At 65.9% G+C, this 21,194-nt stretch carries 17 protein-coding genes; 6 read left to right on the forward strand and 11 right to left on the reverse strand.

The genetic code is table 11. The features are described from left to right. The first annotated feature begins 69 nt into the window (after nt 1–69). The 5 genes from JUB13_RS04505 to JUB13_RS04525 all read left to right on the forward strand — a co-directional run bounded on the left by JUB13_RS04505 (nt 70) and on the right by JUB13_RS04525 (nt 5,297). Nucleotides 70–3,051, forward strand: coding sequence for a bifunctional [glutamine synthetase] adenylyltransferase/[glutamine synthetase]-adenylyl-L-tyrosine phosphorylase (locus JUB13_RS04505; protein WP_328702865.1), 2,982 nt, complete (start codon nt 70–72; stop codon nt 3,049–3,051). Further along, nucleotides 3,048–3,512, forward strand: coding sequence for a peroxiredoxin (locus JUB13_RS04510; RefSeq protein ID WP_207477528.1), 465 nt, complete (start codon nt 3,048–3,050; stop codon nt 3,510–3,512). Before JUB13_RS04505 ends, JUB13_RS04510 begins: the two co-directional genes overlap by 4 nt. A gap of 116 nt (nt 3,513–3,628) precedes the next feature. Beyond that, nucleotides 3,629–3,871 carry a hypothetical protein gene (locus tag JUB13_RS04515; RefSeq protein ID WP_207477529.1) on the forward strand — a complete coding sequence of 81 codons (243 nt, stop codon included), beginning with the start codon at nt 3,629–3,631 and terminating at the stop codon, nt 3,869–3,871. Between the two features lie 135 nt (nt 3,872–4,006). Continuing rightward, nucleotides 4,007–4,414: a hypothetical protein gene (locus tag JUB13_RS04520; RefSeq protein WP_207477530.1), complete on the forward strand. Its 408-nt coding sequence runs from the start codon at nt 4,007–4,009 to the stop codon at nt 4,412–4,414. Between the two features lie 142 nt (nt 4,415–4,556). After that, on the forward strand, nt 4,557–5,297 hold the full coding sequence (locus JUB13_RS04525) for a DUF2270 domain-containing protein (protein ID WP_207477531.1): 741 nt from the start codon (nt 4,557–4,559) through the stop codon (nt 5,295–5,297). Between the two features lie 96 nt (nt 5,298–5,393). Here the strand turns inward: JUB13_RS04525 and JUB13_RS04530 are convergent, their stop codons facing one another. Both JUB13_RS04530 and JUB13_RS04535 read right to left on the reverse strand, forming a co-directional pair. Continuing rightward, nucleotides 5,394–5,897, reverse strand: a complete 504-nt coding sequence (locus JUB13_RS04530; protein WP_207477532.1) for a D-glycero-alpha-D-manno-heptose-1,7-bisphosphate 7-phosphatase — start codon at nt 5,895–5,897, stop codon at nt 5,394–5,396. 155 nt (nt 5,898–6,052) lie between these two features. Beyond that, nucleotides 6,053–7,066, reverse strand: coding sequence for an FkbM family methyltransferase (locus tag JUB13_RS04535; RefSeq protein WP_207477533.1), 1,014 nt, complete (start codon nt 7,064–7,066; stop codon nt 6,053–6,055). A 52-nt stretch (nt 7,067–7,118) separates the two neighbouring features. Between JUB13_RS04535 and JUB13_RS04540 the strand changes: the two genes are divergently transcribed. After that, nucleotides 7,119–7,688, forward strand: coding sequence for an FkbM family methyltransferase (locus JUB13_RS04540; protein WP_207477534.1), 570 nt, complete (start codon nt 7,119–7,121; stop codon nt 7,686–7,688). 487 nt (nt 7,689–8,175) lie between these two features. Here the strand turns inward: JUB13_RS04540 and JUB13_RS04545 are convergent, their stop codons facing one another. The 9 genes from JUB13_RS04545 to JUB13_RS04585 all read right to left on the reverse strand — a co-directional run bounded on the left by JUB13_RS04545 (nt 8,176) and on the right by JUB13_RS04585 (nt 21,182). Next, nucleotides 8,176–9,006: an alpha-1,2-fucosyltransferase gene (locus JUB13_RS04545; RefSeq protein ID WP_207477535.1), complete on the reverse strand. Its 831-nt coding sequence runs from the start codon at nt 9,004–9,006 to the stop codon at nt 8,176–8,178. A 144-nt stretch (nt 9,007–9,150) separates the two neighbouring features. Next, nucleotides 9,151–9,729 (reverse strand): hypothetical protein, encoded by a 579-nt coding sequence (locus JUB13_RS04550; protein ID WP_207477536.1) that lies wholly within the window; start codon nt 9,727–9,729, stop codon nt 9,151–9,153. A gap of 263 nt (nt 9,730–9,992) precedes the next feature. Further along, on the reverse strand, nt 9,993–10,862 hold the full coding sequence (locus JUB13_RS04555) for a class I SAM-dependent methyltransferase (RefSeq protein ID WP_207477537.1): 870 nt from the start codon (nt 10,860–10,862) through the stop codon (nt 9,993–9,995). 93 nt (nt 10,863–10,955) lie between these two features. After that, nucleotides 10,956–11,882 (reverse strand): glycosyltransferase family protein, encoded by a 927-nt coding sequence (locus tag JUB13_RS04560; RefSeq protein WP_207477538.1) that lies wholly within the window; start codon nt 11,880–11,882, stop codon nt 10,956–10,958. 464 nt (nt 11,883–12,346) lie between these two features. Then, nucleotides 12,347–15,766, reverse strand: a complete 3,420-nt coding sequence (locus JUB13_RS04565) for a beta strand repeat-containing protein (protein ID WP_207477539.1) — start codon at nt 15,764–15,766, stop codon at nt 12,347–12,349. Nucleotides 15,767–15,975: 209 nt separating this feature from the next. Then, nucleotides 15,976–17,262: a glycosyltransferase gene (locus JUB13_RS04570; RefSeq protein ID WP_207477540.1), complete on the reverse strand. Its 1,287-nt coding sequence runs from the start codon at nt 17,260–17,262 to the stop codon at nt 15,976–15,978. 19 nt (nt 17,263–17,281) lie between these two features. Next, complete coding sequence (locus JUB13_RS04575) at nt 17,282–18,448, reverse strand: glycosyltransferase family 4 protein (protein WP_207477541.1); 1,167 nt, start codon at nt 18,446–18,448, stop codon at nt 17,282–17,284. After that, nucleotides 18,445–19,719 carry a glycosyltransferase gene (locus tag JUB13_RS04580; protein WP_207477542.1) on the reverse strand — a complete coding sequence of 425 codons (1,275 nt, stop codon included), beginning with the start codon at nt 19,717–19,719 and terminating at the stop codon, nt 18,445–18,447. Before JUB13_RS04580 ends, JUB13_RS04575 begins: the two co-directional genes overlap by 4 nt. A gap of 20 nt (nt 19,720–19,739) precedes the next feature. Next, the gene (locus JUB13_RS04585; protein WP_207477543.1) at nt 19,740–21,182 is read right to left on the reverse strand and encodes an HlyD family type I secretion periplasmic adaptor subunit; all 1,443 of its coding nucleotides are present in this window, start codon (nt 21,180–21,182) and stop codon (nt 19,740–19,742) included. Nucleotides 21,183–21,194: the final 12 nt, after the last annotated feature.

Raw genomic sequence — 21,194 nt, forward strand, 5'->3', positions numbered from 1 at the left:
TCACCGTTGACCGGCGCCCGTCGGACGCGCATGGTCGCCTGGCCTGCACCACCGAAGAGGACCAGCGCGGTGACCCCGGCCTTCCCGTCCCTGCCCCGCCCGGGCGATCTCCAGGCCGCTGCGCTTGGCCTGACGCACTGGCACGAGCAGGCGGACCGGCTCGACGACGCGGAGCTGCGCGCCTTCGCCAGGTCCTTCGCCGAGGCGCCGCACGGCCGCGCGGTGCTGGAGGCGGTCTTCGGGAACAGTCCGTATCTCAGCCAGTCGCTGGTCCGCGAGATCGCCTTCGCGCGCCGGCTCGTGGAGGACGGCCCCGACGACGCCTTCGGCGCGCTGCTGCGCGAGCAGGAGGCGCAGTGCCGCGGAGTCGAGGACACCGACCGGCTGATGGAGGTCCTGCGCGTGACCAAGCGCCGCGCGGCGCTGCTGATCGCGCTGGCCGACATAGGCGGCGCCTGGCCGCTGGAGCGGGTCACGGGCGCGCTGTCCGAGCTGGCCGAGGCAGCCCTGCGGCAGGCCTGCGGCCACCTCCTGCGCAAGGCGGCGCGCGGCGGGTCGCTCATCATTCCGGACCCGGAAAATCCGGAGATCGGCTCGGGTCTCATCGTCCTCGGCATGGGCAAGCTGGGCGCGCGCGAACTCAACTATTCCAGCGATATAGACCTGATCGTCCTGTATGACGACCAGGTCGTCCAGACCGCCCAACCCGACCTGATGGCCCGGACCTTCATCCGGCTGGCGCGCGACCTGGTTCGCATTATGGAGGAACGCACAAAGGACGGCTATGTCTTCCGCACGGACCTGCGCCTGCGCCCGGATCCCGGCGCGACGCCCCTGGCCGTGTCGGTCTCGGCGGCCGAGGCCTATTACGGCAGCCTCGGCCAGAACTGGGAGCGCGCCGCGATGATCAAGGCGCGCCCGGTGGCGGGCGACGGCGAGGCGGCGCGGCACCTGCTGGGCGTGCTTCGCTCCTTTGTCTGGCGGCGCCACCTGGACTTCGCGGCGATCCAGGACATCCATTCGATCAAGCGGCAGATCAACGCCCATCGCGGCTTCCGTACGACCGCGGTGGAGGGGCACGACGTGAAGATCGGCCGCGGCGGCATCCGCGAGATCGAGTTCTTCGCGCAGACCCAGCAGCTGATCTTCGGCGGGCGCGACCCGCGCCTGCGCACCAGCGGCACGGTCGAGAGCCTGCACGCCCTGGTCGCCGCCGGGCGGGTGGCGCCGGAGACCGCCGGGGATCTCGAGCGCGCCTACGGCTTCCTGCGCCGGGTCGAGCACCGCGTGCAGATGATCGAGGACCACCAGACCCACCGGCTGCCCGCCGATCCCGCGGCGGTCGACAGGCTGGCCGTCTTCCTGGGCTACGACGACCCGGCCGCCTTCCGGGCGGAGCTGACGGCGACGCTGGCGACGGTCGAGGACCATTACGCCGCGCTCTTCGAGGAGGCGCCGGCGCTCTCGGGCCCCGGCAACCTCGTCTTCACCGGCACCGAGGACGACCCCGAGACGCTGAAGACGCTGGAGCGGCTGGGATTCCGCAACGCCCCCGCGATCGCCGCGACGATCCGCGGCTGGCATCACGGCCGCTACCGCGCGACGCGCAGCACCCGCGCCCGCGAGCTGCTGACCGAGCTGACCCCCGCGCTGCTGGAGGCGCTGGCGACGACCCCGAGCCCGGACGAGGCCTTCCTGCGCTTCGACGAGTTCCTGGGGCGCCTGCCGGCAGGCGTGCAGCTCTTCACGATGTTCTACAGCAACCCGGCGCTGCTGGGCCTCGTGGCCGAGGTGATGGGGACCGCCCCGCGGCTGGCCGAGATCCTGGCGCGCTCGCCCTCGCGGCTCGATGCCGTGCTGACGCCGGGCTTCTTCGAGCACCTTCCGGAGCGCGACGAGCTGGAGGCCGACCTTGCGGCCGTGGTCGGGGTCGCGGCCGGGTTCGAGGACGTCCTGGACGCGGCGCGGCGCTGGTCCAACGACCAGCGCTTCCGGGCCGGCCTGCACATCCTGAGGAACATCACCGACGGCGATGCCTGCGGCCCCTTCCTGTCGGACATCGCCGATCTCTCGGTGGGCGCGCTGGTGCCCAGCGTCCTCGACGAGTTCTCGCGCCGCCATGGCCGCTTCGCCGAAGGCGGCATGGCGATCCTTGCGCTGGGAAAGCTCGGCAGCCGCCAGATGACGATCCGGTCCGACCTGGACCTGATCATCGTCTACGAGCCGCCGGCGGACGGCAGCCTTTCGGACGGGCCGAAGCCGCTGTCCGCGACCGAGTACTACACCAAGGTCACCCAGCGCCTCGTCAACGCCGTCACGGTGCAGACCGGCGAGGGCGCGCTGTACGAGGTCGACATGCGGCTGCGCCCCTCGGGCAACAAGGGCCCGCTGGCCGTCAGCATCGACGGCTTCGCGGCCTATCAGCGCGATGCCGCCTGGACCTGGGAGCACATGGCGCTGACCCGGGGGCGCGTGATCTGGGGGCCGGCCGCGCTTTGCCGCCGGCTCGACGCCGAGGTGGCGGCAGTCCTGACGCGGCCCCGCGATCCCGACGCGCTGCTGCGCGACGTGGCCAGCATGCGCGCGCGCATCGACCGGGAGTTCGGGACCCGGGACCTCTGGGACACGAAATACGTCCGCGGCGGGCAGATCGACGCCGAGTTCGTGGCCCAGTACCTGATGCTGCGGCACGCAGCCCGGGATCCCTCGGTCCTGTCGGCCAACATGGCGACGGCGCTGGACAATCTCGCCACGGCGGGCCTCCTCGATCTCGCGGCCGCGCGCGACCTCGTCGAGGCGCTGCGCATGTGGCGCCGGATCCAGGGCTTCCTGCGGCTGACCACCGAAGGCGGCTTCGATGCCGAAGCCGCGCCCGAGGCACTGAAGCGCGCGCTGTTCCGCGCCGTGATGGCCCCCGAGCGCGACTTCGACTTCGCCGCCATGACAGATCACATCGCCGCGGTCGCCGGCCGCACCCACGCGCATTTCCGCGCGCTGGTGGAGGATCCGGCGGCCCGGCTTTCCCCGGCACCGGACCAGGAGAGACCATGAGCCTCGACATCGGGCAGCCCGCCCCCGACTTCACCATGCCCACCGACGGCGGCGGGACCGTCGGCCTGCGGGATCTCCGCGGCAAGACCGTGGTGCTCTACTTCTATCCCAAGGACGACACCTCGGGCTGCACGGCCGAGGCCTGCGGCTTCCGCGATGCCTTGCCCGACTACTCGGGGATCGACGCGGTGGTGATCGGCGTCTCCAGGGATTCGGTCGCGAGCCACGACAAGTTCAAGGGCAAGCACGGCCTGACCTTCACCCTGGCCTCGGACGAGGACGGCGCCGTGTGCGAGCGCTATGGGACCTGGGTCGAGAAGAGCATGTACGGGCGCAAGTACATGGGCGTGGACCGCGCGACCTTCCTGATCGACCGGGAGGGGATCCTGCGCGCCATCTGGCGCAAGGTGAAGGTGCCCGGCCACGTGGCCGAGGTGCTGAAGGCTGCCAAGGGCCTGTAGCAGGACCTGCGGCGCGGCCCGCGGCCGGGCCTTCGGGCCGCGTTTCCGCGGCACCCGGCGCAACGCCGGCGCGCCCGCGCTGTTGGTCGGGGCTCCACCGCAAGCGGAGCCCCGCCATGGCCAGCAAGGAATTCGAGGACTACGCCCGCGAGAAGCGCGCCGAGGGCAAGCGGATCGAGGAGGGCGAGGCCCACCCCATCGCCAACCCCGCCCCCAAGACCCGCGATGCGCTGGACGCCGCCAATGCCGGCATGCACACGGCGGAGGAGCGCGACGTTCCGCCCGACGCCGAGGGCCAGGAGGGCAAGGGCCACATCGAGCAGACCACCACGCCCGAGGGCTTCACCCAGACGCGCTGAGCGCCGCCCAGCCCCCCGCGCCCGTGCCCTCGCCTCTTGGCCCGGGATTGGTTTCGTGGGAGAACTGCGCCCGGTCCCATCGTGTTGGGGCGAGCACGCCCAGGACGATGAGACCGGGCGAAGACGCAGGGCAGCATGGCCGTGATCTACGTGGCGCGCAGCGCCAACCTGACGAAATGGGCCTCGGACGTCGGCCTGGGCAAGCATGTGTACAAGGTCGGCGTCGCCGAGGAGCCCGTGAAGCCGCTGATCGAGACCGGCTGGGCCGGCGAGACGGACTGGACGCTGGTGAAGAAGCAGGAGGTCGAGGGCCTCACCGAGGAGCAGGCGCTGGAGCGCCTGGCGGCCAAGGTGAAGCCCGTCGATCCCTTCTACTATCCCCGGATCAAGGGGGCCGCCGGCATCTTCCGCGTGCCCCAGGCCAATGTGGAGAACCATCTGCTGGTGGCCCGCGCCATGGCCGGCGCCGAGGAGCTGGTGCCGCCCAAGGTGAAGGCCGCCGATTTCGCGGCCTATCTCATCAAGTCTGCGATCCCGGGCTGAGCCCCCTTTCCGCCCCGCGACCGCAAACGACCTGACCGGGGGCCGCAACGGCCGCGCGGCCCCCGACGGGCCGGCGCAATCCGCGATCCTGCGCTGTTCACCTCTGGAAGCGCCGCGAAGGCGCGGCCCGGGGGAGAATGCGATGGACGAGGCGGGACGGCCGGCAGCGACGGGAGCAAGGCTTCCGGCGGCGGAGACGGGCTTCAGCGCGGCCGAGATGGGCGTGCTGGCCCATCTGTACCGGGGCGAGCTCTACCGCAGCACGGTCTGGCGGACGCGGCTGGACACCACCACCAACTGGGCCGTGGTGAGCACGGGGCTGGCCTTGTCGCTGACCTTCGCGGACCCGTCGGCCTCGCCCCTGCCGCTGATGCTGGTGGGGCTGCTGGTCGGGGTGTTCCTGTTCATCGAGGCGCGGCGCTACCGGTTCTTCGATTTCTGGCGCATCCGCGCGCATATCCTGGAGGTCTACTTCTTCGGCCCGATCCTGCGCGGCGAGCGGGGCCGCCGCGACCGGGAATGGAGCCGGATCCTCTACCGGGACTATCGCAATCCCGTCCTGCACATCACCATGGCCGAGGCGTTGGGCCGGCGGCTGCGGCACAACTATGCCTGGATCTTCCTGATCCAGGTGACGGCCTATCTCGGCAAGCTGATCATCCACCCGGTCCCGATCACGACGTTGGACGAGTTCTGGGCGCGGGCGGCCATCGGGCCGATCTCGGGCATGGCGGTGCTGCTCTGCGGCTGCCTGTTCCACGGCACCTGGCTGCTGATCGCCATCGTCACGGCGAATAGCCGCCGCGGCGCGGACCGTCCGCACGAGGAGCGCCCCGAGCGCGACCTGGTGCTGGAGCTTGCCCGGAGCGGCCCGCCGGAATAGGTGCCCTTCCCTCCTGCGCATCGGCGCAGGGCAGGAGCCGGCCGCGCGCCAAGCCGCCGTGCTGGCGCACTGGGCAAGGCCCTGCGCCTGGCGTCGTCAGTCTGCCCCGGGGCCTTCGCCAAGGATGCCGCGGACGAAGGCCAGCAGGTCGCCGCCGGGGAAGAGATGGCCGGGAAGGCCGGCCGCGCACGCCGCCTCCAGGTCGGTCTCCTTGTCGCCGATCAGGAAGCTGCCCTCCCTGCGGACGGGCCAGGCCGCCATCAGGTCGAGCAGCATGCCGGGCCTGGGCTTCCGGCAGGCGCAGTCGCCGTCGAAATCGGGGTGATGCGGGCACAGGGCGAAGGCATCCACATGGGCGCCCAGGCGACCCAGCTCCGCCTGCATGTGGGCATGCAGCGCATCGACCGCCGCACGCCCGAAGAAGCCGCGGGCGATGCCCGACTGGTTCGTTACCACGAAGACGAGATAGCCCCGCCGGTTCAGCAGGAGCACGGCTTCCGGCGCGTTCCCGACCCATTCGAGCTGGTCCGGCCGGTGCACATAGCCGCGGTCGATGTTGAGCACGCCGTCACGGTCGAGGAAGGCCGCGGGGCGGGACATCTTTTCCTGCGGCGTTCGGCTGGATTCCGGCGCGAGCATGGCGCTGCAATCTACTTCATCAAACTGATCAAGCCCGCGCCGGACGGCTATGGGAGAGCTTAGCCCGCAGATCCGTGTTTGTCACCGGCTCGCGCCTCGTGCTCTTCCTCTTTGGTTCAGCCTCGCACGAATACGGTATTGATCGTGTCTCGGTAGACCTCGCGGTATCCGGCAGCGCTAAAGATCTCCCGGACCTTCCGGGATCCGGCCGAGGTCACGTCATCCGACTTCAGGTCCGGATGATCGTCGGAAAGCTCCGCAATCGCCATCTTCGGCTTCCAATGGGTCAGGTCGAAGCTGTGCATAACGTCCAGTTCGCGCCCCTCGACATCGATCACCAGCAGGTCAAAGCCGGGAGGGACCTGATATGTCTCGAGGAGCGTTTCCAGCCGTCTCTGTGGGACCGTGATGGTCTTGCCCTGCGCGTGCAGCGTTTTGGCCCAGTCGATGGTCGCATACATGTCCCGAACGGTGGGGGCTGCTGTCGTCAGCACGCCGGCGACAAAGATCTCGATGTCCTGCTCGGTTGAGCCCACGGCGTACTGGGCCACCTCGATCCCGATGCTGTGGCGGTGGCGCTTCAAGCACAGGCGGGCGTACTCCGGAACCGGCTCGATATAGAGACCGGACCATCCGAGGTCGGCCAAAAATTCGGTGTTGCTGGTAGTCGCGCCGTCGAAAGCTCCGACTTCGACAAAGCGGCCGTCCGTCTTACGGCCAAGATGATGTTCGAGAAGAGCCCCCAGGCCGCGCACCTGGCAGGTCTGGTTCGGCAGGTAGAAGGGCTCGCACTGCTCCCGCGACGCACGGACCGAAGCCTGGAGTCCCTTCTGCAAGGCCAGTTGGTGCTGGAGCGCCTTCACCTGGGCCTGCTGAGGAACGACGCGGAGAATGGCCTCATAGAGAGCCGCCGCATCATCCAGGCGACCCGCCGCATGGTGCTGAAGGGCATAGCAAAGCGCATCGTTGACGGAGATTTGCATCATGTCGCTCTGAGTGATCGGCGCCTGCCGCGCCAGCGCACAACGATGGACAATCCTGGATAACAATCCGTTACCGCCCCACCCAGCCAGCCCCTTCGGCTTGACGCCGCGGGCGACATGCCAATGCGGCGCGGATTGCAAGCTCATACGATCTTAAGACTTGATTCACCGAACTCCCGGATGGTCCCGGATGTGGCACATGAAGGGCATGCACATGCGGAAAGTCTTTATCGACCTCGGCGCGAACCATGGAGTGGTGACCGAAAAATTCGGCCGGGAGCATCCGGACTTCGAACTCTTCACCTTCGAGCCGAACCAAGCCCTTCGTAACGATATCGCTGCCGTTGCGCAGAAACTCGGCCGCAACATCGTCCATCACTCCGCAGCGGCCTGGATCCGCGATGGGCAGATCAGCTTCTTCCAGTCGAACGAAGACGTTGCTTCAACGATCGTCAGCGGAAAGCGCGAGCACCCGCAGTACGGCTTCAGCCAAATCGACTACTCCAAGCATGTCACGGTTCCTTGCGTCGACATAAGCCGCTGGATCGTGAGCGCTTTCACTGCAAACGACTTTATTGTTCTCAAGATGGATATCGAGGGAGCAGAGTACGCCGTACTCACAAAAATGATCTTCGATGGCAGCCTTGGAATGGTCCGCGAGCTGATCTGCGAATGGCATTACGACCGGTATCCGCACATGACGCCCGAGGAGCATGTGATGATCCGCAACAAGGCCGCCCAGATCTGCAAACTGGTGGACTGGCACTGATCTTCTGCCCGTCGATCACCCTGACGTAATCCAAGGTATGTAACGCCGACGCCGGCATCGTTCCGAGTTTCGCTTTCTGATTTCCGTTGCCGGTTGCCTGAAGCTCCCTTAAGGCAAGCGGTGAAGACGGGGAGAACCGGGCGGCTCCGGCGTCTCCTGAACCTGTTGCCGCCCGGGCGGTCGCGCCGCGGCCGTCCAGTGCACGACTTGGCGCGAACCGCACGCGCGGTGCCGGAGCAACTGCAGCGGCACGAGGCGGCGATACCTGCTGAAGGAAAGCCTGGGTCTGGCGACCATGGGCGAGCGAAGTTGTCGTCAGGCCGACATCAGCACCACGCCCGCCCGCCAGCAGGCGATCGGCACAAAGCCGGAGCGGGAGCGCAAGGTGCTCAACCGCTCACACGGTGTTTGTCTCTTATATCCCACCCAAGGACGTCGCCGCCAATAACCTAGTCCTGGCTGACCACGCCCGACCTACCCCCTGGCTTCAAATTGCCATCCAGTCTCCTGGGCAGAGATCCTTCGTACTCTTGGCAGACTGCCCCGCAAACCACTGGCGAGGATAGATCACGGTCTTGCTCTGCGTCGGATTGAGCCAAGCCCCCCACCAGCTATAGCTACTATTCGCAATGATGTGGTGATCGCACATTGCCATGATTTGAAGATCTATGTAGGGCGAGGTTGTTTCCACATACTGCGCTTCCAGGTCCGAGAACTCTTCGCGACACCAATCCAGGTCATCCGAAAAAATAAGAAATCTTCGCCCTGCGCCCACACGATCTGCGGCAACCCTATAATATTCATTTTGCAATGCATAATGAAGGTTGGCGGCGCCAACGTAATCCGTCCGGCGGACATGAAGCGAAACCAACTCACAATCGCCTCGCCTGACATCACGAAGGTAGCTTTCGGCCTCAAGCCGCCAAGCGTTCTTGAACGTGAAAAGTCTCCTTACATCAGCAGCGCACTCTAAAAAATATCTGAAGCTCTGAAAATAGCCCCGGAATGCAGTTCCATCTGGTGTCCGAAGAACATCAGCGCTGTACTCAAACCCGGGCTCATTGAACAGAAATTTTATATGAGAACGGATCTGCTCAAGCGGCCTCAAACAGTCCGTATTCAGATCAAATGCGTCAAAGAGGTCCAGTTTAACCGGCATGGGATTGCCTGTTTGAGCATCTGCCGGGCCGAGCGGCCTGAAGCTTGTGTTCTCAAGCGGCAAGCGAAGATCAAATCCACCACTCTTCGCTCTTGCATATAGGGCAGCTAGCTGGAACATCTGGTTGCCGAGTCGGCCGTTGTAGCCGATATCAAACATCGTAATCATTCCGACCGCTCTCTAAATCATTTACTATAATTTACAGACGGCATTCCAAAATCCATAACGCTCGCGCTAGGCACAGTATCTGCTCACCGTGATTACGCCACCTAACTGCCGCCCTACACCACCCAGGATTTATTCCTACTCGCCCTCCATACCGCATGGCCGCATCCACTGGTAGTCAAAATCCATTAGAGAGAACCGTCCGGAGACACACCCGTTTATAAGGTTCTCGAAAAACCTTGACTTCTGCACATGGTAATCATTCCCCATCTGATTATAGTTACTGCCCTTTCTATAGTGGACAACAGCCCCCTCCAAAATCTGAATGCAAAATTCATCTCGGTATAAAGGCCTGACCTCCTCCGGCAGAAGAAACAGGTTGTCCGCCCGTGCTTCAATTGCACCGCTGTCATAAATGTGCTTGAATCGCAACCTGTCTGCGTACTTGTTCATCCAATGAAACAAGTTACCACCAACGTCGACCGGCACAGCGTCGACATAGCCACCATGCCAATTCATTTCATTCAAGCCAGGAATTGCCGCTGGCCGCATGACCACCAGACCATTCCAAATATAACGAACGTGGCGACGTCGCTGGCGTAGAGCCGCCAAATGAAAATCACCGAGAAACTCGGAAAACGACCAACCCTTTAGAAGAAACATATCCGAGTCGATAATGACGCTTACGTCATTATCGTAGCGGATTATGTTCTCCATAGACCATTGGATGCTATATGAACACGCGATTCCAGGTGTATCATGCCGCCTGCCTTCTACCGGTATACATTTGATACCCCGATTGCGGCAGGCTTGGTCGACAGCCTCAACCAATTGGGGAGTCGACCCGTTGTTGAATACGACGAACTCATACGGTTCGCGCATGAATTTCCTAAAGCATACATCTTGAGCGGCGATGAAGTCCGGCCGCTTGTCAGCGTATGTGTATATTCTGACAGTCATTTTCGCGCTCTGGCTGTCTGTTACCGAATATGCGCCTTGAGGGCCGAGATAATCCCGTCAGCCACCGTATCGAGCGCAGCACTTTTTTCGTCCGCATCGGATCGGATCATCTCGATCACGGGCGCAGCCTGCTGGTAGCGCTGCATCACGTCAACCTGCGGCCGGCGCTTGGCCGCCAAGGCCAGGTAGCTGGACGTATGGAACCCGTTCAAGTCGGGCAAAGACATCAGGTAAGGGCGGGCCTTCTGGACCACCCCCAGGAACGCGTCTTGAACAGGACTGCGCACATCACCTTCAGCCCAGAAATCGAATCCTCCCAAGGGCCCCGCGTACGTAACATCGAAGCCCAGCAACTCCAGCACCCTTGACCAGGCCTCCGTGTTCATCGACGGGACGTAATGGGTCGAATAGTTTCTGCCATCTAGGAACTTGTGAAGGATGCGCTGCAGGATCCCCGAGAAGTTTGGAGCTCCGAGAACTATTGTTCCGCCCGGCACCACGAGCTTTGCATGATGGGCGATGATGCTCGGCCACTCCACGAAGTGCTCAAGAAAGCCAAGAGAATAGACGAACGAGTATGATTTCTCTGGCGCCCACTCCGTGAAATCCTGTCGAACGAACTGCCCGATTTCATAGGAAAGGCCCCGCAGCCAAGTGGGAAGCGCGTCATCCGTTCCAGGCGCCAGATCGATCCCGTTAAGCCTCAAACCGAGATCGCCAAGGATCGGCAGGAACTGGCCGGGAAAGCATCCGATCTCGATGCATTCACCCGTGAGCCCCGCTGCTGAGTTCTTAAGAAACCTGGCCACGCTGCTGCTCTCATCCGCCTTTGCGAACCGGACGGCAGCATAACTTTGATCCCACGACGCCTGACTGCGCAGATTGGTCATTGACTAAGATCTTTCACGGCGGGTTGCTAATCCGGTTTATCGGCTGCCTTCGGCTTTGAAATGGCTGTCGAGCTCGTCAGCCCATCCCGTCGCTCACAAGGATCTTACCTCGGCATGATCCTTCTTGAGGGCCATGATCTTTCTCTTCATGGGAAGGTGCAGGTTGGTCCCCTCGGGATAGCAGTAAGCCGGTGTAAGGGTCATGACAGCACCGGCATGCGCGGAAAAGTAGCGGTTGAGGTGCGATTCGTCATGCCAGACAGCTGTTGTCCCGCGGCGCGCATCCTCATCGACCGCACGCGCAAGAGCAACGCACATGTCGAGGAATGCGTCCGCCCTGCCCCCGTTGAAGCCCCCGGCCCAGTAGCAGTAGCGTGACTGAGTGGCAGGCAGGAACGCCACGGATTCGCTCCGTGTTTCAGGAGTTCCGAGATAGTTCTGCATGCAGAAGAAGCCAGGATGAGCGACGCCGACGAGCGTCCGGCCGTAGCTTGGAATGACCTCGTCACCGACGACATCACACACGGACATATCGGCATCTAGATAGAAGATGTAGTCAAACCCACGAAGAACATCATACATGCTGGCAAAATAATGATATCGGTACAGCGTATCTCCAGGAAACCCCTTCCGAGAGACCTTCTGCACGTGAACGTCATCCGACGTCGACTTATACGTATCCGAGAAGACGAAAATTTTTACATCATGAGATGTGAGGAAATTTGCGCGAAGCGATGAGACGAGAGGATCGACAAACCTAAAGTACTTTCCGGTTGCGACTGCGACAACGGCGATATTGAGCTTCTTCGCTGGAACCGTAGCCTGCCGCTCGAGTTCCTTCTCGGCGGCATGAATAATCTGATGCACCAGGAAGTGCCAGCCGGACTCGGTCACGGGTCCAGCAGTATCGAGCACCTGCTTGCCGACCTGCCTGACTTCAACAAACCGCCCCTGCGCGAACAGCCCCTCGACAAGCCTGAGACCAGACAAAATATTTTGGTTTTGGTCCTGCATGTCCATTTCACTTCTACTGCGAGGATCTCACGACAAGAGAGGGACCTCTGAACTTCGGCCGTTCTCCCATGGGCTAGCATAGGTGTCAAGTTTAGCCCCTGGAGGCTACAATTCGTCACCGTCCTCTAAGGCCATTGAGATTCGAGGATGAACTCCATCCTCTCTACAGCGCGCATTTCACGACTGCGAGCTGCAACACGTCGTCGCCATCCCACGCTGAATCCCTCGATTTGTCACGAGCGCTGGGTGGCGGCTTGAGATCCGAGCCCGGGATCGCTCCAAGTTCTGCTGAAGCGCTTCTTTCTCCGTGCCCGTGCAGCGCGCCGCGCTACACCCAGCCCTGCGCTCGGCAGTGCGTTCGAACCCTGAAGGCGGCCGCGATCGGCTGTGACGGCATTGCCAGCCGGTACGCCAAAAAAAATGGGGGCAGCCTTGCGGCTGCCCCCGGTAGAGACCCAATGCTGAGGTTATCAGCCCAGGTTGAGGTTGGTCCCGGTCAGGATCACGCCATTGAAGCGACCCAGGAGGCGCACTTCGTTGGACGCGACCGTGCCGTTGCCGTCGGTGTCGGTGACCAGGTACAGGCCCGTGTCGCTGCCGTTGTTGGCAAGGACCAGGGCATCCGCACCGGCGCTGCTGCCGGCGACGTTGCCGAGAGCCGTCCGGAAGGCCGCGAAGCCCGCGTCGTCCAGCGCCGAGACGGTGGTGGTCAGGACGACCGCCTCGCTCGTCGTGAAGTTCGCAGTCCCCGTGGTCGCCGTGTTCACCTGGAGGACGCTGTTAGGATTGTCGTCCACCAGCGTACGCAGTTCACCCACGATCGAGATCGTGTCGCTCGTCTGGAAGTTGGTGATCGTGTCGGCACCGGTCGCGGTACCGAGCGCGCTGCCGTCAGCCGCCGCGGCGTAGACCACCACGTCGGTGTTGGTACCAGCAACCAGGGTCAGCGAGTCGGCACCCGCGTTTCCGCGGAAGGTCATGCCGGTCCCGCCGGTGACGACCACGACGTCGGCCGAGGCGCCGCCGGTGAGCGTCTCGATGGCCGAGACGGTCAGGGTGTTGCCGCGATTGCCGAGGCTAACGACGTCAGTGCCCGCACCGCCCGTGAGGCTGTCAAGGCCGACCAGGATGATGGTGTTGCCAGTATCACCCAGCCGCACGTCGTCCACGCCAGCACCGCCGAACAGCGTCTCGATGCCCGAGACTGTCATCGTCGAGCCACGCGCGCCGAGGGTCACGCTGTCGGCACCCGCACCGCCCGTCAGCGTCTCGACGCCCACGAGGATGATGGAGTTGCCGGTCGAGCCCAGCGTGACATTGTCACCCAGGTCGCCACCGAACAGCGTCTCGATACCCGAGACGGTGATCACCTGCGCCGCGTTGCCGAGCGTGATCCGCTCCGCCCCCGCGCCGCCGCGCAGCGTTTCGATGGCCGAGACGGTCATCGTCGCGCCGCGGGCACCGAGAGTGATCAGGTCGGAGCCAGTGCCACCGGTCAGCGTCTCGATGCCGACCAGGATCATCGTGGAGCCGTCCGTGCCCAGCGTCACGCTGTCAGCGCCCGCACCGCCGAAGAGCGTCTCGATCGCCGAGACAGTCATCGTCGAACCACGGTTGCCCAGGGTGACGTTGTCAGCACCAGCGGTGTTGCCAACGAGCGTCTCGACCCCGACCAGGATCAAGGTGCTGCCGGCCGTCGCGCCGAGGGTGACGCTATCATTGGCCGTGCCACCGAACAGGGTCTCGACGCCGGTGACCGTGATCACCTCCGCGACCGTGCCAAGCGTCACGCTGTCGGCGCCCGCGCCTGCGTTCAGAACGTCGATCCCCTGGATGGAGATCACGTCACCGCCCGAGCTGAGCGTAACAGTCTCGGTGCCCGTACCGATCAGCGTCTCGATACCCGAGACGGTGATCACGCTGGTGCCGGACAGAGTGATGCGGTCGGACCCGCTGCCACCATTCAGCACCTCGACGGCCGAGACCGTCATGGTGTTGCCGCGCGCACCCAGCGAGACGACGTCGCGAGCCGTGACGGCCGAGTCACCCACGAGGGTCTCGACGCCGACCAGGATCATGGTCGTGCCGCTGGTGTTCGCCAGCGTGATGGCATCGCTGCCAGCGCCGCCAAACAGCGTGTCGATGGCCGTGACGTTCATCGTGTTGCCACGTGCGCCGAGCGTCACGCTGTCGCCGGCCCGCGTGGAACCAACCAGGGCGTCAACATCGACGAGGGTGATCGTCGTGCCGGCGGTACCAAGCGAAACGTTCGTAGTTCCGGCCGTGGCTCCGAACAGCGTCTCGATGCCGCTAACCGAGAGCTCCGTCCCGGAGGCACCGACCGTAATGCGGTCAGCGCCAGCGCCGCCGTTGATGATCTCGACGCCGGAGATCGTCATGACGACGCCGGTCGACGCGAGGTTCACCTGGTCGCTGGTGGCGCCGCTTCCGACGAGCGTCTCGATGCCGATCACCGCGAGCGTCTGGCTGCCCACACCGCCCAGCGTAATGCTGTCAACGCCCGAGCCGCCGATCAGGGTGTCGATGCCCGAAACAGTGAGCGTGTTGCTCGCGTTGCCGAGCGTGATGACGTCGCGCGTGCCGCTGAGGCCCGAACCCGTGATCGTCTCGATGCCCGAGAAGGTGGCCGTCGTCCCGGCGGAACCGAGGATGACGTTCTCGCTGTAGACCGTCTCAACGCCGGTCGCGGTGTCCGTCGTCGAAGCGGCGCCCACGAGGCTCTCAATGCCGCTGACGGTGAGCTGGTAGGTGGCCGTGCCCGAAGCGGCGAGCGTGACGACGTCGACGCCGGCGCCGCCAACGAGGGTTTCGATGCCCGAGAGGGTGATGACGTTACCGCCGGAGGCGAGCGTGACGGCATCCGTAGCATAGGTCGAGCCAACAAGCGTCTCGATGCCCGAGATCGTGACGTTGACGCCACCCGTGGCGAAAGTGATGCGCTCAGCGCCCGATCCGCCGTTCAGCACGTCGATGGCCGAAATGGTCATCGTGCTGCCGGCCGCACCGAGCGTGATAACGTCGGAGCCGGAGCTGCCCGTCAGCGACTCGACGCCGATCAGAATCATCGTGTTGCCAGCAGCATTGCTGAGGCTGACCACGTCAACGCTGGCGGTGCCGAAGGAGCCGAACAGGGTCTCGACGCCGGAAACCACGACGTCATTGCCGCCGGTCCCGAGGGTCACACGGTCCGCACCGGTCCCGCCGGTGATGGTGTCAACGCCCGAAACCGTCAGGGTCTGACCGGAGGCATTGCTGAGCGTGACGCCGTAGGAAGTGCCGGCACCGCCGATGACCTGCTCGACGTTGCGGACCTCTACGGTCTGGTTCGAGGTTCCCAGCAGAACGACATCGGTGCCGATGCTGCCGGTGATGCTCTCGAACAGGTCGACCGTGGTGGTCTGACCGCCCGCGAGCAGCGTCAGCGACTCACCGCCAAACGTGCTGCCGATGATGGTCTCGACACCGCTGACCGAGATGGCCGCCCCGACGCTGCTGCCGACGATCGTGACGCGATCGGACCCGCTGCCGCCGATCACCGCCTCGATGCCCGCCACCGCGATCGTCTCGCCGAAGGTGCCGGCGGTGATCGTCGTGGAGCCAAGAGTCTGTGCGGCAGTAAACGTGCTGCGGAGCGCGGAACCGGTGCCAAGAAGCACAATGGTCTGCGTGCCGGCACCGACCGCACTAATCGACTCGACGCCGGTGACGGCGGTCGTCGCCGCAGCCGGATCGAGCACCACCTGATCGTTGGTGCCAGCAGTACCGATGATCGTTTCCACCGGGGCGATGGAAACGGTCAGGGCATCGGTGGCACCGGTGCCCAGATACAGCACGTCGTTTGCCGACGACGTACCATTAAAAGTCGCCATGGGTTATCCCTCAAGCGCAGTTGCCCGACGGGGAGCCCCTTTGGACCCACCCGTTCGGAGTAACTGCTACCTGAAAAAAGGGGGAAGTTGCAACCGACAAAAGCGCTGGGACACCGGAGGTTACAGGCCTCCTGGCCCCTTACCGCGACCTTTGCCGAAATTCTCGGCAAAGGCGTTGCACCGGCGCCGCACTGCGCGTGCGCGCGGGCTCAGGCGCCGTCGCCGCCCACCAGCAGATCGAGCCGCGGGTCGACATAGGTCTCGGGCTGGCGGCCCTCGATCAGGGCGTCGAAAAGCGCACGGAACCTGGGCACCGAGATGGTTTTGGCGTCAAAGCGCAGGACGGCGGTGCGCCGAGCGGCCTCGCGCTGCGCGCGCATGCGATTCGGATGGTCCAGCACCCGGTCGACGGCATCGGCGATCTGCGTCGTCGAGAAGAAATCGACCAGCAGCCCGTTCACGCCGTCGGCGATCACCTCCTGCACCGGCGGCGTGGCCGAGCCCACCACCATGCAGCCCGCCGACATGGCCTCGATCATCGACCAGGACAGCACGAAAGGATAGGTCAGGTAGATGTGCACCGAGGAGAGCTGCAGCACCGCCAGGTACTGCTCGAACGGCACGCGGCCCAGGAAATGGACCCGGCTGATGTCCAGGCGCGGGCCGAGCTCCTCGGTCAGCGCCTGGCGGAAGGTCCGGCCGTCCGACAGCGCGCCGCCATAGCTGACATCGTCGCCGCCGATCACGATCACCGTCGCGGCGGGACGCCGGCGCAGGATCTCGGGCAGGCTGCGCATGAAGATGTGGAAGCCGCGATAGGGCTCCAGGCTGCGCGAGACATAGGTGATCACCTCGTCCTCGGGCGTCAGCACCCGCCCCGCCCCGGCCAGGTTCACCCGGATCCCGGGGTTCGGGCGCACGGCCGCGGTGTCGATCCCCTCGTGGATCACCGAGATCCTGGACCTGTGCACCCGCGGATATTGGCGCCGCTGCCAATGGGTCGCGCAGTGGCCCCAGTCGGCGGCATCGAGGCCCAGCAGGTTCACCGTGTTCTGGATGCGCAGGCGCGCGTCCGCATCGGCCCGCGGCTTGGCTATGGACAGGTCGAACCCGGCATCGGCGCCCTTGGCGCGGTAGAAGAACTCGAACAGCCCAAGGAGGGGCACGTCGGGCCAGACGTCCTTCAGGAACAGGATCTCGCCCCAGGCGTTGTGCCCGACCATCAGGTCGGGCCGGAACCCCTCGGCCGCGAGCTGCTTCGCCACCTTCCACACCGCCTCGGCGTTGCGCATGGCGGGCTCGACCGGGCCCAGATAAGGCGACATCCCCTGCGGCGCCGAGAGCTCGGGCCGGTACTCGATCTTGCGCACGCCCGCCATGGTCTTGGCGTTGGGCTGCGTCAGGAACACGATCTCGTTCGCGGGATCCGCGACCAGGTCCTGGACGACCTGCCTGTACTGGGCCGGGAAGTTCTGGTGGACGAACAGGTAGCGCATCGGCGTGTCGGCAATCCCGTCAGTTGCGTGCAGCGGCGGCCCGAAGCGCCGCGACCAGCGGTTCCGTCACGGCGGCCCAGGAGAAGCCGCCATGCACGTGCCGCGGCCCCGTGAAGCGGGCGCGCTCGCGCCAGGCGCCGTCCGTGATCACCGCGGAAAGGCAGGCCTCCAGGTCGTCCTCCTCGATCCGGAGGTGGCGGTAGCCGCCGCCGGTCTCCACGACGCGGGCGGCGATCCGCCGGGCAAAGCCGTCCGCCACGAAGTCGTCGGTGGGCCCGCCGGCCGTGCAGACCGCAGGAAGGCCGCAGGCCGCCGCCTCAAGCACGGGCATGTTGAAGCCCTCGGCGCTGTAGGGGGAGACGTAGCAGTCCGCCGCCTGGTAGAGCTCGGCCATCTCCTGGAAGCCCAGGGTCGAGCCGTCATAGACGATGCGCTCGGCGACGAGGGCCCGCTGCGCCGCCGGAAGCGCGCCGAGAACCTCGGAGAAGAGCTGGCGCGAGCGGTAGGTGTGATCGCCGCCCTTGAACACCATCAGCAGCTCGGGATGCCGCGGGGCCAGGCGCGCGACGGCCCGGATCGCCTCGGCCACGCCCTTGTTGGCGGTCATCGCGCCCACGTTCAGCAGCACGAACCGCCCGGTCCAGCCGCGGCGGGCCCGCAGCTCGGCCCGCCGCTCGGCCGAGGCCGGGCGGAAGCAGGCGGGGTCGACGCCATGGGGCACCACGAAGACGCGGTCGGGGTCGACGCCGGTACGCACCAGCCCGTCCCGCGACCAGCGCGACGGCGTCAGGATGAAAGCCCCCGTCTCGCGCTGCACGGCGGCGGCCGGGCGCTTTCCCACGACCATCTCGTCGGGAAGGCGCCCCATGTCGGCGGTCACGAACACCATGGTCGCCCCGGCCTCGGCGGCCGACAGGTCGTAGGGCACGGTCAGCCGCAGCACGATGTCGGGCACCAGCCCCGGCGGGGGTGGCGGCACCGCCGCGATCGTCGCCTCTGCATCGGCCGGGAACAGGCCGCGCAGCGGCGTCCACTTGGCCCCGTAATAGGGGCGGTCGCGGTGGAACAGGCGCAGGCCCGGCCGGCGCGCCAGCTCCACCAGATGGTACTGGTTCACGATCGCGTAGGAGTGGAGCACCCAGCGCCACCCCTCGACCACCACCGTCAGCGGGACGTCCGCCGTCATGCCGCGGCCGGCCTGTCGTGAGTCGGCGTATCGTAGGTCTGCGGCCGGCGGCCCGACGCGATCGCCTCGATCAGGGTCCGGTAGCGCGGCAGCGACACGCGCTCCAGGTCGTAGCCGTCGACGATGGTCTGGCGCGCCGCGGCGCGGATCGGGCCCAGCTCGGCCCGCCGGGCCAGCGCCTCGACCACCGTATCCGCAACGGCCGAGGGCGATCCGAACTCGCACAGGAAGCCGTTGACGCCGTGGCGGACGACCTCCTCGACCGGCGGCGTCGCCGAGCCGACCAGCACGCAGCCTGAAGCCATGGCCTCCATCATCGACCAGGACAGGACGAAGGGATGGGTCAGGTAGACATGGGCCGCCGAGACGCGCAGCAGGCCCAGATAGGATTCGAACGGGACCCAGCCCAGGAAGCTCACGCGCTCGCGCGGCAGGCGGTCGCCGAGCTCGGCCAGCATGCGCGCGAGATACGTCTCGCCGTTGGGGAGCGGCGAGTTGTACGCGGTCTGGGGCGATCCCACCACGACGACCCGGGCCTGCGGCCGGCGGGCCAGGATCTCGGGCAGCGCCCGCATGAAGACGGGGAAGCCGCGGTAGGGCTCGAGCCCACGCGCGACATAGGTGACGATCTCCTCGCCGGCCCGCAGCACGGTGCCGTCGGCCAGGCGCACGACCTGCGCGGGATCGGGGCGCGCCCGCGCCGTGTCGACGCCGTCATGGATCACCGAGATGCGGTCGCGGTAATGGGCGGGGTACTGCAGCCGCTGCCAGACCATCGGCGAGATGCCCCAGTCGGCGGCCTCGAGCGACATCAGGTTGACGGCGTTCTTGGTGCGCACGCGCATCATGTCATCGAAAGGCAGCGGCTCGGCGCGGTCGAAACCCGCCAGCAGCCCGCGGCCGTCGTAGTAGTACTCGAAATACGAGACCAGCGGCACGTCCGGCCAGACGTCCTTGAGGTACAGCCCCTCGCCCCAGCCGGCATGGCCGATCATGACGTCGGGGCGGAACCCCTCGGCCTTCAGCGCCATGGCCGCGCGGGCGATGCCCTCGCCGTGGCGGACCGCCAGGTCCGCCTCGCGCAGGAAGCGGTGCGGGTTCGCCTTGGGATCGCCGTCGATCTCGTAGGTCCGGACCTCGAGGCCCGGAAGGGTCTCCGAGACCGGACGGCGGCCCAGGCACAAGACCCGGTTGCCCGGCTCCGCCGCGAGCCGGGTCGCCACACGCTCGAACTGACCGGGCGTCGTCTGGTGGAAGAACAGGAAGTGCATGGACGTGTCCGTGCCCCCGGTCAGGGTTCCGTCAGGCTCTCGTCGAAGGTCCTGACCAGCGGATACAGGAAGTAGGACAGCACCGAGCGCGTGCCGAGCTTGATCTCGGCGCCCACCGTCATGCCGGGCAGCAGGCGGTAGTTCTCGGGCATGGCGCGCAGCTTGATCTCGTCCAGTCCGACCCGCGCCCGGTAGAAGCTGCGGTTGTCCTGCTGGTTCTGGGGCTTGATCGTGTTCTCGCTGATCGTGCGCAGGTCGCCATGGATCATCCCGTGCTTCTGGTACGGGAAGGCGTCCAGCTTGACCTGCACCGGCATGCCGGTCGCGATCAGGCCGACGTCCCTCGGATCCACCTTGACCTCGGCCTCAAGCTTCGAGTTCAGCGGGACCAGGGTCATCAGCGGCTCGGCCTCCTGCTGGATCGAGCCGACGGACCGGTCGACCACCGAGAGCACGACCGCGTCCTCGGGCGCCGTCAGCGTCACTAGCTCGCTGCGGCGTACCGCCTTCTGCAGCTGCTCCTCGACGCTGTCGAGCCGGCGCGACGCCTCCACCAGGAAGCTCGCGGCCTCCTGGCGCCAGTTCTGGACGATCGCCTCGCGCCGCGCCTGCAGCCCGCTCAGGCGGTGGCGCTGTTCGGCCAGCGAGTTGCGGGCGCGGTCGAGATCGCGCGTCACCGTCAGCCGGTCCGACCGGGCGATCAGCACGTTGAGCTTGGAGCCCACGGCCGTGCGCTCCAGGTCGTTGCGCATCTTCTCGACCTCGGTGACGACGCCCATGCGCTGCTCGTTGACCTGGATGTCGGCGATCAGCGTGCGGATGTTCGCCTCGGTCTGCGCGATGTCCTGCTCGGCGACCTCGACCTGCGAGCGGAACGAGGCGATGCGGCGCTGGTGGATCGTCGCCTGCAGCAGCTCGTCGGCCGAGGCGTTGGGTCCGGGCGCGTAGGGCTTGCCGTCGACCTCGGCGCGCAGGCGCGCGACCTCGGCCACCAGGCTGCTCTTGCGGGTCTGCAGATCGGAGACGTCGGCCTTCACGAAGGTGGAATCGAGCGTCGCCAGCACCTGCCCCTTGCGCACGACCTGCCCGACCTGGGCGTCGATGCTGCGGATCACCCCGACCTCGTAGGGCTGTACGACGATCTGCGGGTCGGTGGTGACCAGCGTGCCGGTCGCGCTCACGATCCGGTCGACCTCGGCCAGCGAGCCCCAGGTCACCGCCACCGCGAAGAGCGCCAGCAGCATGTAGGTCGTGATCAGCGCGACGCGCGGGGGCGGGCCGTGTTCGATCTCGACGGAGTCCGACTGGAACTCGACGATCAGCTCGTTGATGTCGCGCTGGCGCGCCGCCTTGCGGGCGGCCTCGCGCCGGGCGCGGCGTCCGGCGCCGGACCTGGCGTCCGGCTGCAGGGCACCGAGGGTCAGGCCCGGCTGCCCGCCCTTGGGATCGGCTTCGTGGCTCATGATCTGGTCCCG

Source organism: Arenibaculum pallidiluteum, from assembly GCF_017355985.1.
Taxonomy (GTDB): Bacteria; Pseudomonadota; Alphaproteobacteria; order Azospirillales; family Azospirillaceae; genus Arenibaculum; species Arenibaculum pallidiluteum.

Excerpts from the sequence above, each read along its gene's own strand:
- JUB13_RS04510 (WP_207477528.1), top strand. The coding sequence starts at position 3,048 with ATGAGCCTCGACATCGGGCAGCCCGCCCCCGACTTCACCATGCCCACC.
- JUB13_RS04515 (WP_207477529.1), top strand. The coding sequence starts at position 3,629 with ATGGCCAGCAAGGAATTCGAGGACTACGCCCGCGAGAAGCGCGCCGAG.
- JUB13_RS04520 (WP_207477530.1), top strand. The coding sequence starts at position 4,007 with ATGGCCGTGATCTACGTGGCGCGCAGCGCCAACCTGACGAAATGGGCC.
- JUB13_RS04525 (WP_207477531.1), top strand. The coding sequence starts at position 4,557 with ATGGACGAGGCGGGACGGCCGGCAGCGACGGGAGCAAGGCTTCCGGCG.
- JUB13_RS04530 (WP_207477532.1), bottom strand. The coding sequence starts at position 5,897 with ATGTCCCGCCCCGCGGCCTTCCTCGACCGTGACGGCGTGCTCAACATC.
- JUB13_RS04535 (WP_207477533.1), bottom strand. The coding sequence starts at position 7,066 with ATGAGCTTGCAATCCGCGCCGCATTGGCATGTCGCCCGCGGCGTCAAG.
- JUB13_RS04540 (WP_207477534.1), top strand. The coding sequence starts at position 7,119 with ATGAAGGGCATGCACATGCGGAAAGTCTTTATCGACCTCGGCGCGAAC.
- JUB13_RS04545 (WP_207477535.1), bottom strand. The coding sequence starts at position 9,006 with ATGTTTGATATCGGCTACAACGGCCGACTCGGCAACCAGATGTTCCAG.
- JUB13_RS04550 (WP_207477536.1), bottom strand. The coding sequence starts at position 9,729 with ATGGAGAACATAATCCGCTACGATAATGACGTAAGCGTCATTATCGAC.
- JUB13_RS04555 (WP_207477537.1), bottom strand. The coding sequence starts at position 10,862 with ATGACCAATCTGCGCAGTCAGGCGTCGTGGGATCAAAGTTATGCTGCC.
- JUB13_RS04560 (WP_207477538.1), bottom strand. The coding sequence starts at position 11,882 with ATGGACATGCAGGACCAAAACCAAAATATTTTGTCTGGTCTCAGGCTT.
- JUB13_RS04565 (WP_207477539.1), bottom strand. The coding sequence starts at position 15,766 with ATGGCGACTTTTAATGGTACGTCGTCGGCAAACGACGTGCTGTATCTG.
- JUB13_RS04570 (WP_207477540.1), bottom strand. The coding sequence starts at position 17,262 with ATGCGCTACCTGTTCGTCCACCAGAACTTCCCGGCCCAGTACAGGCAG.
- JUB13_RS04575 (WP_207477541.1), bottom strand. The coding sequence starts at position 18,448 with ATGACGGCGGACGTCCCGCTGACGGTGGTGGTCGAGGGGTGGCGCTGG.
- JUB13_RS04580 (WP_207477542.1), bottom strand. The coding sequence starts at position 19,719 with ATGCACTTCCTGTTCTTCCACCAGACGACGCCCGGTCAGTTCGAGCGT.
- JUB13_RS04585 (WP_207477543.1), bottom strand. The coding sequence starts at position 21,182 with ATGAGCCACGAAGCCGATCCCAAGGGCGGGCAGCCGGGCCTGACCCTC.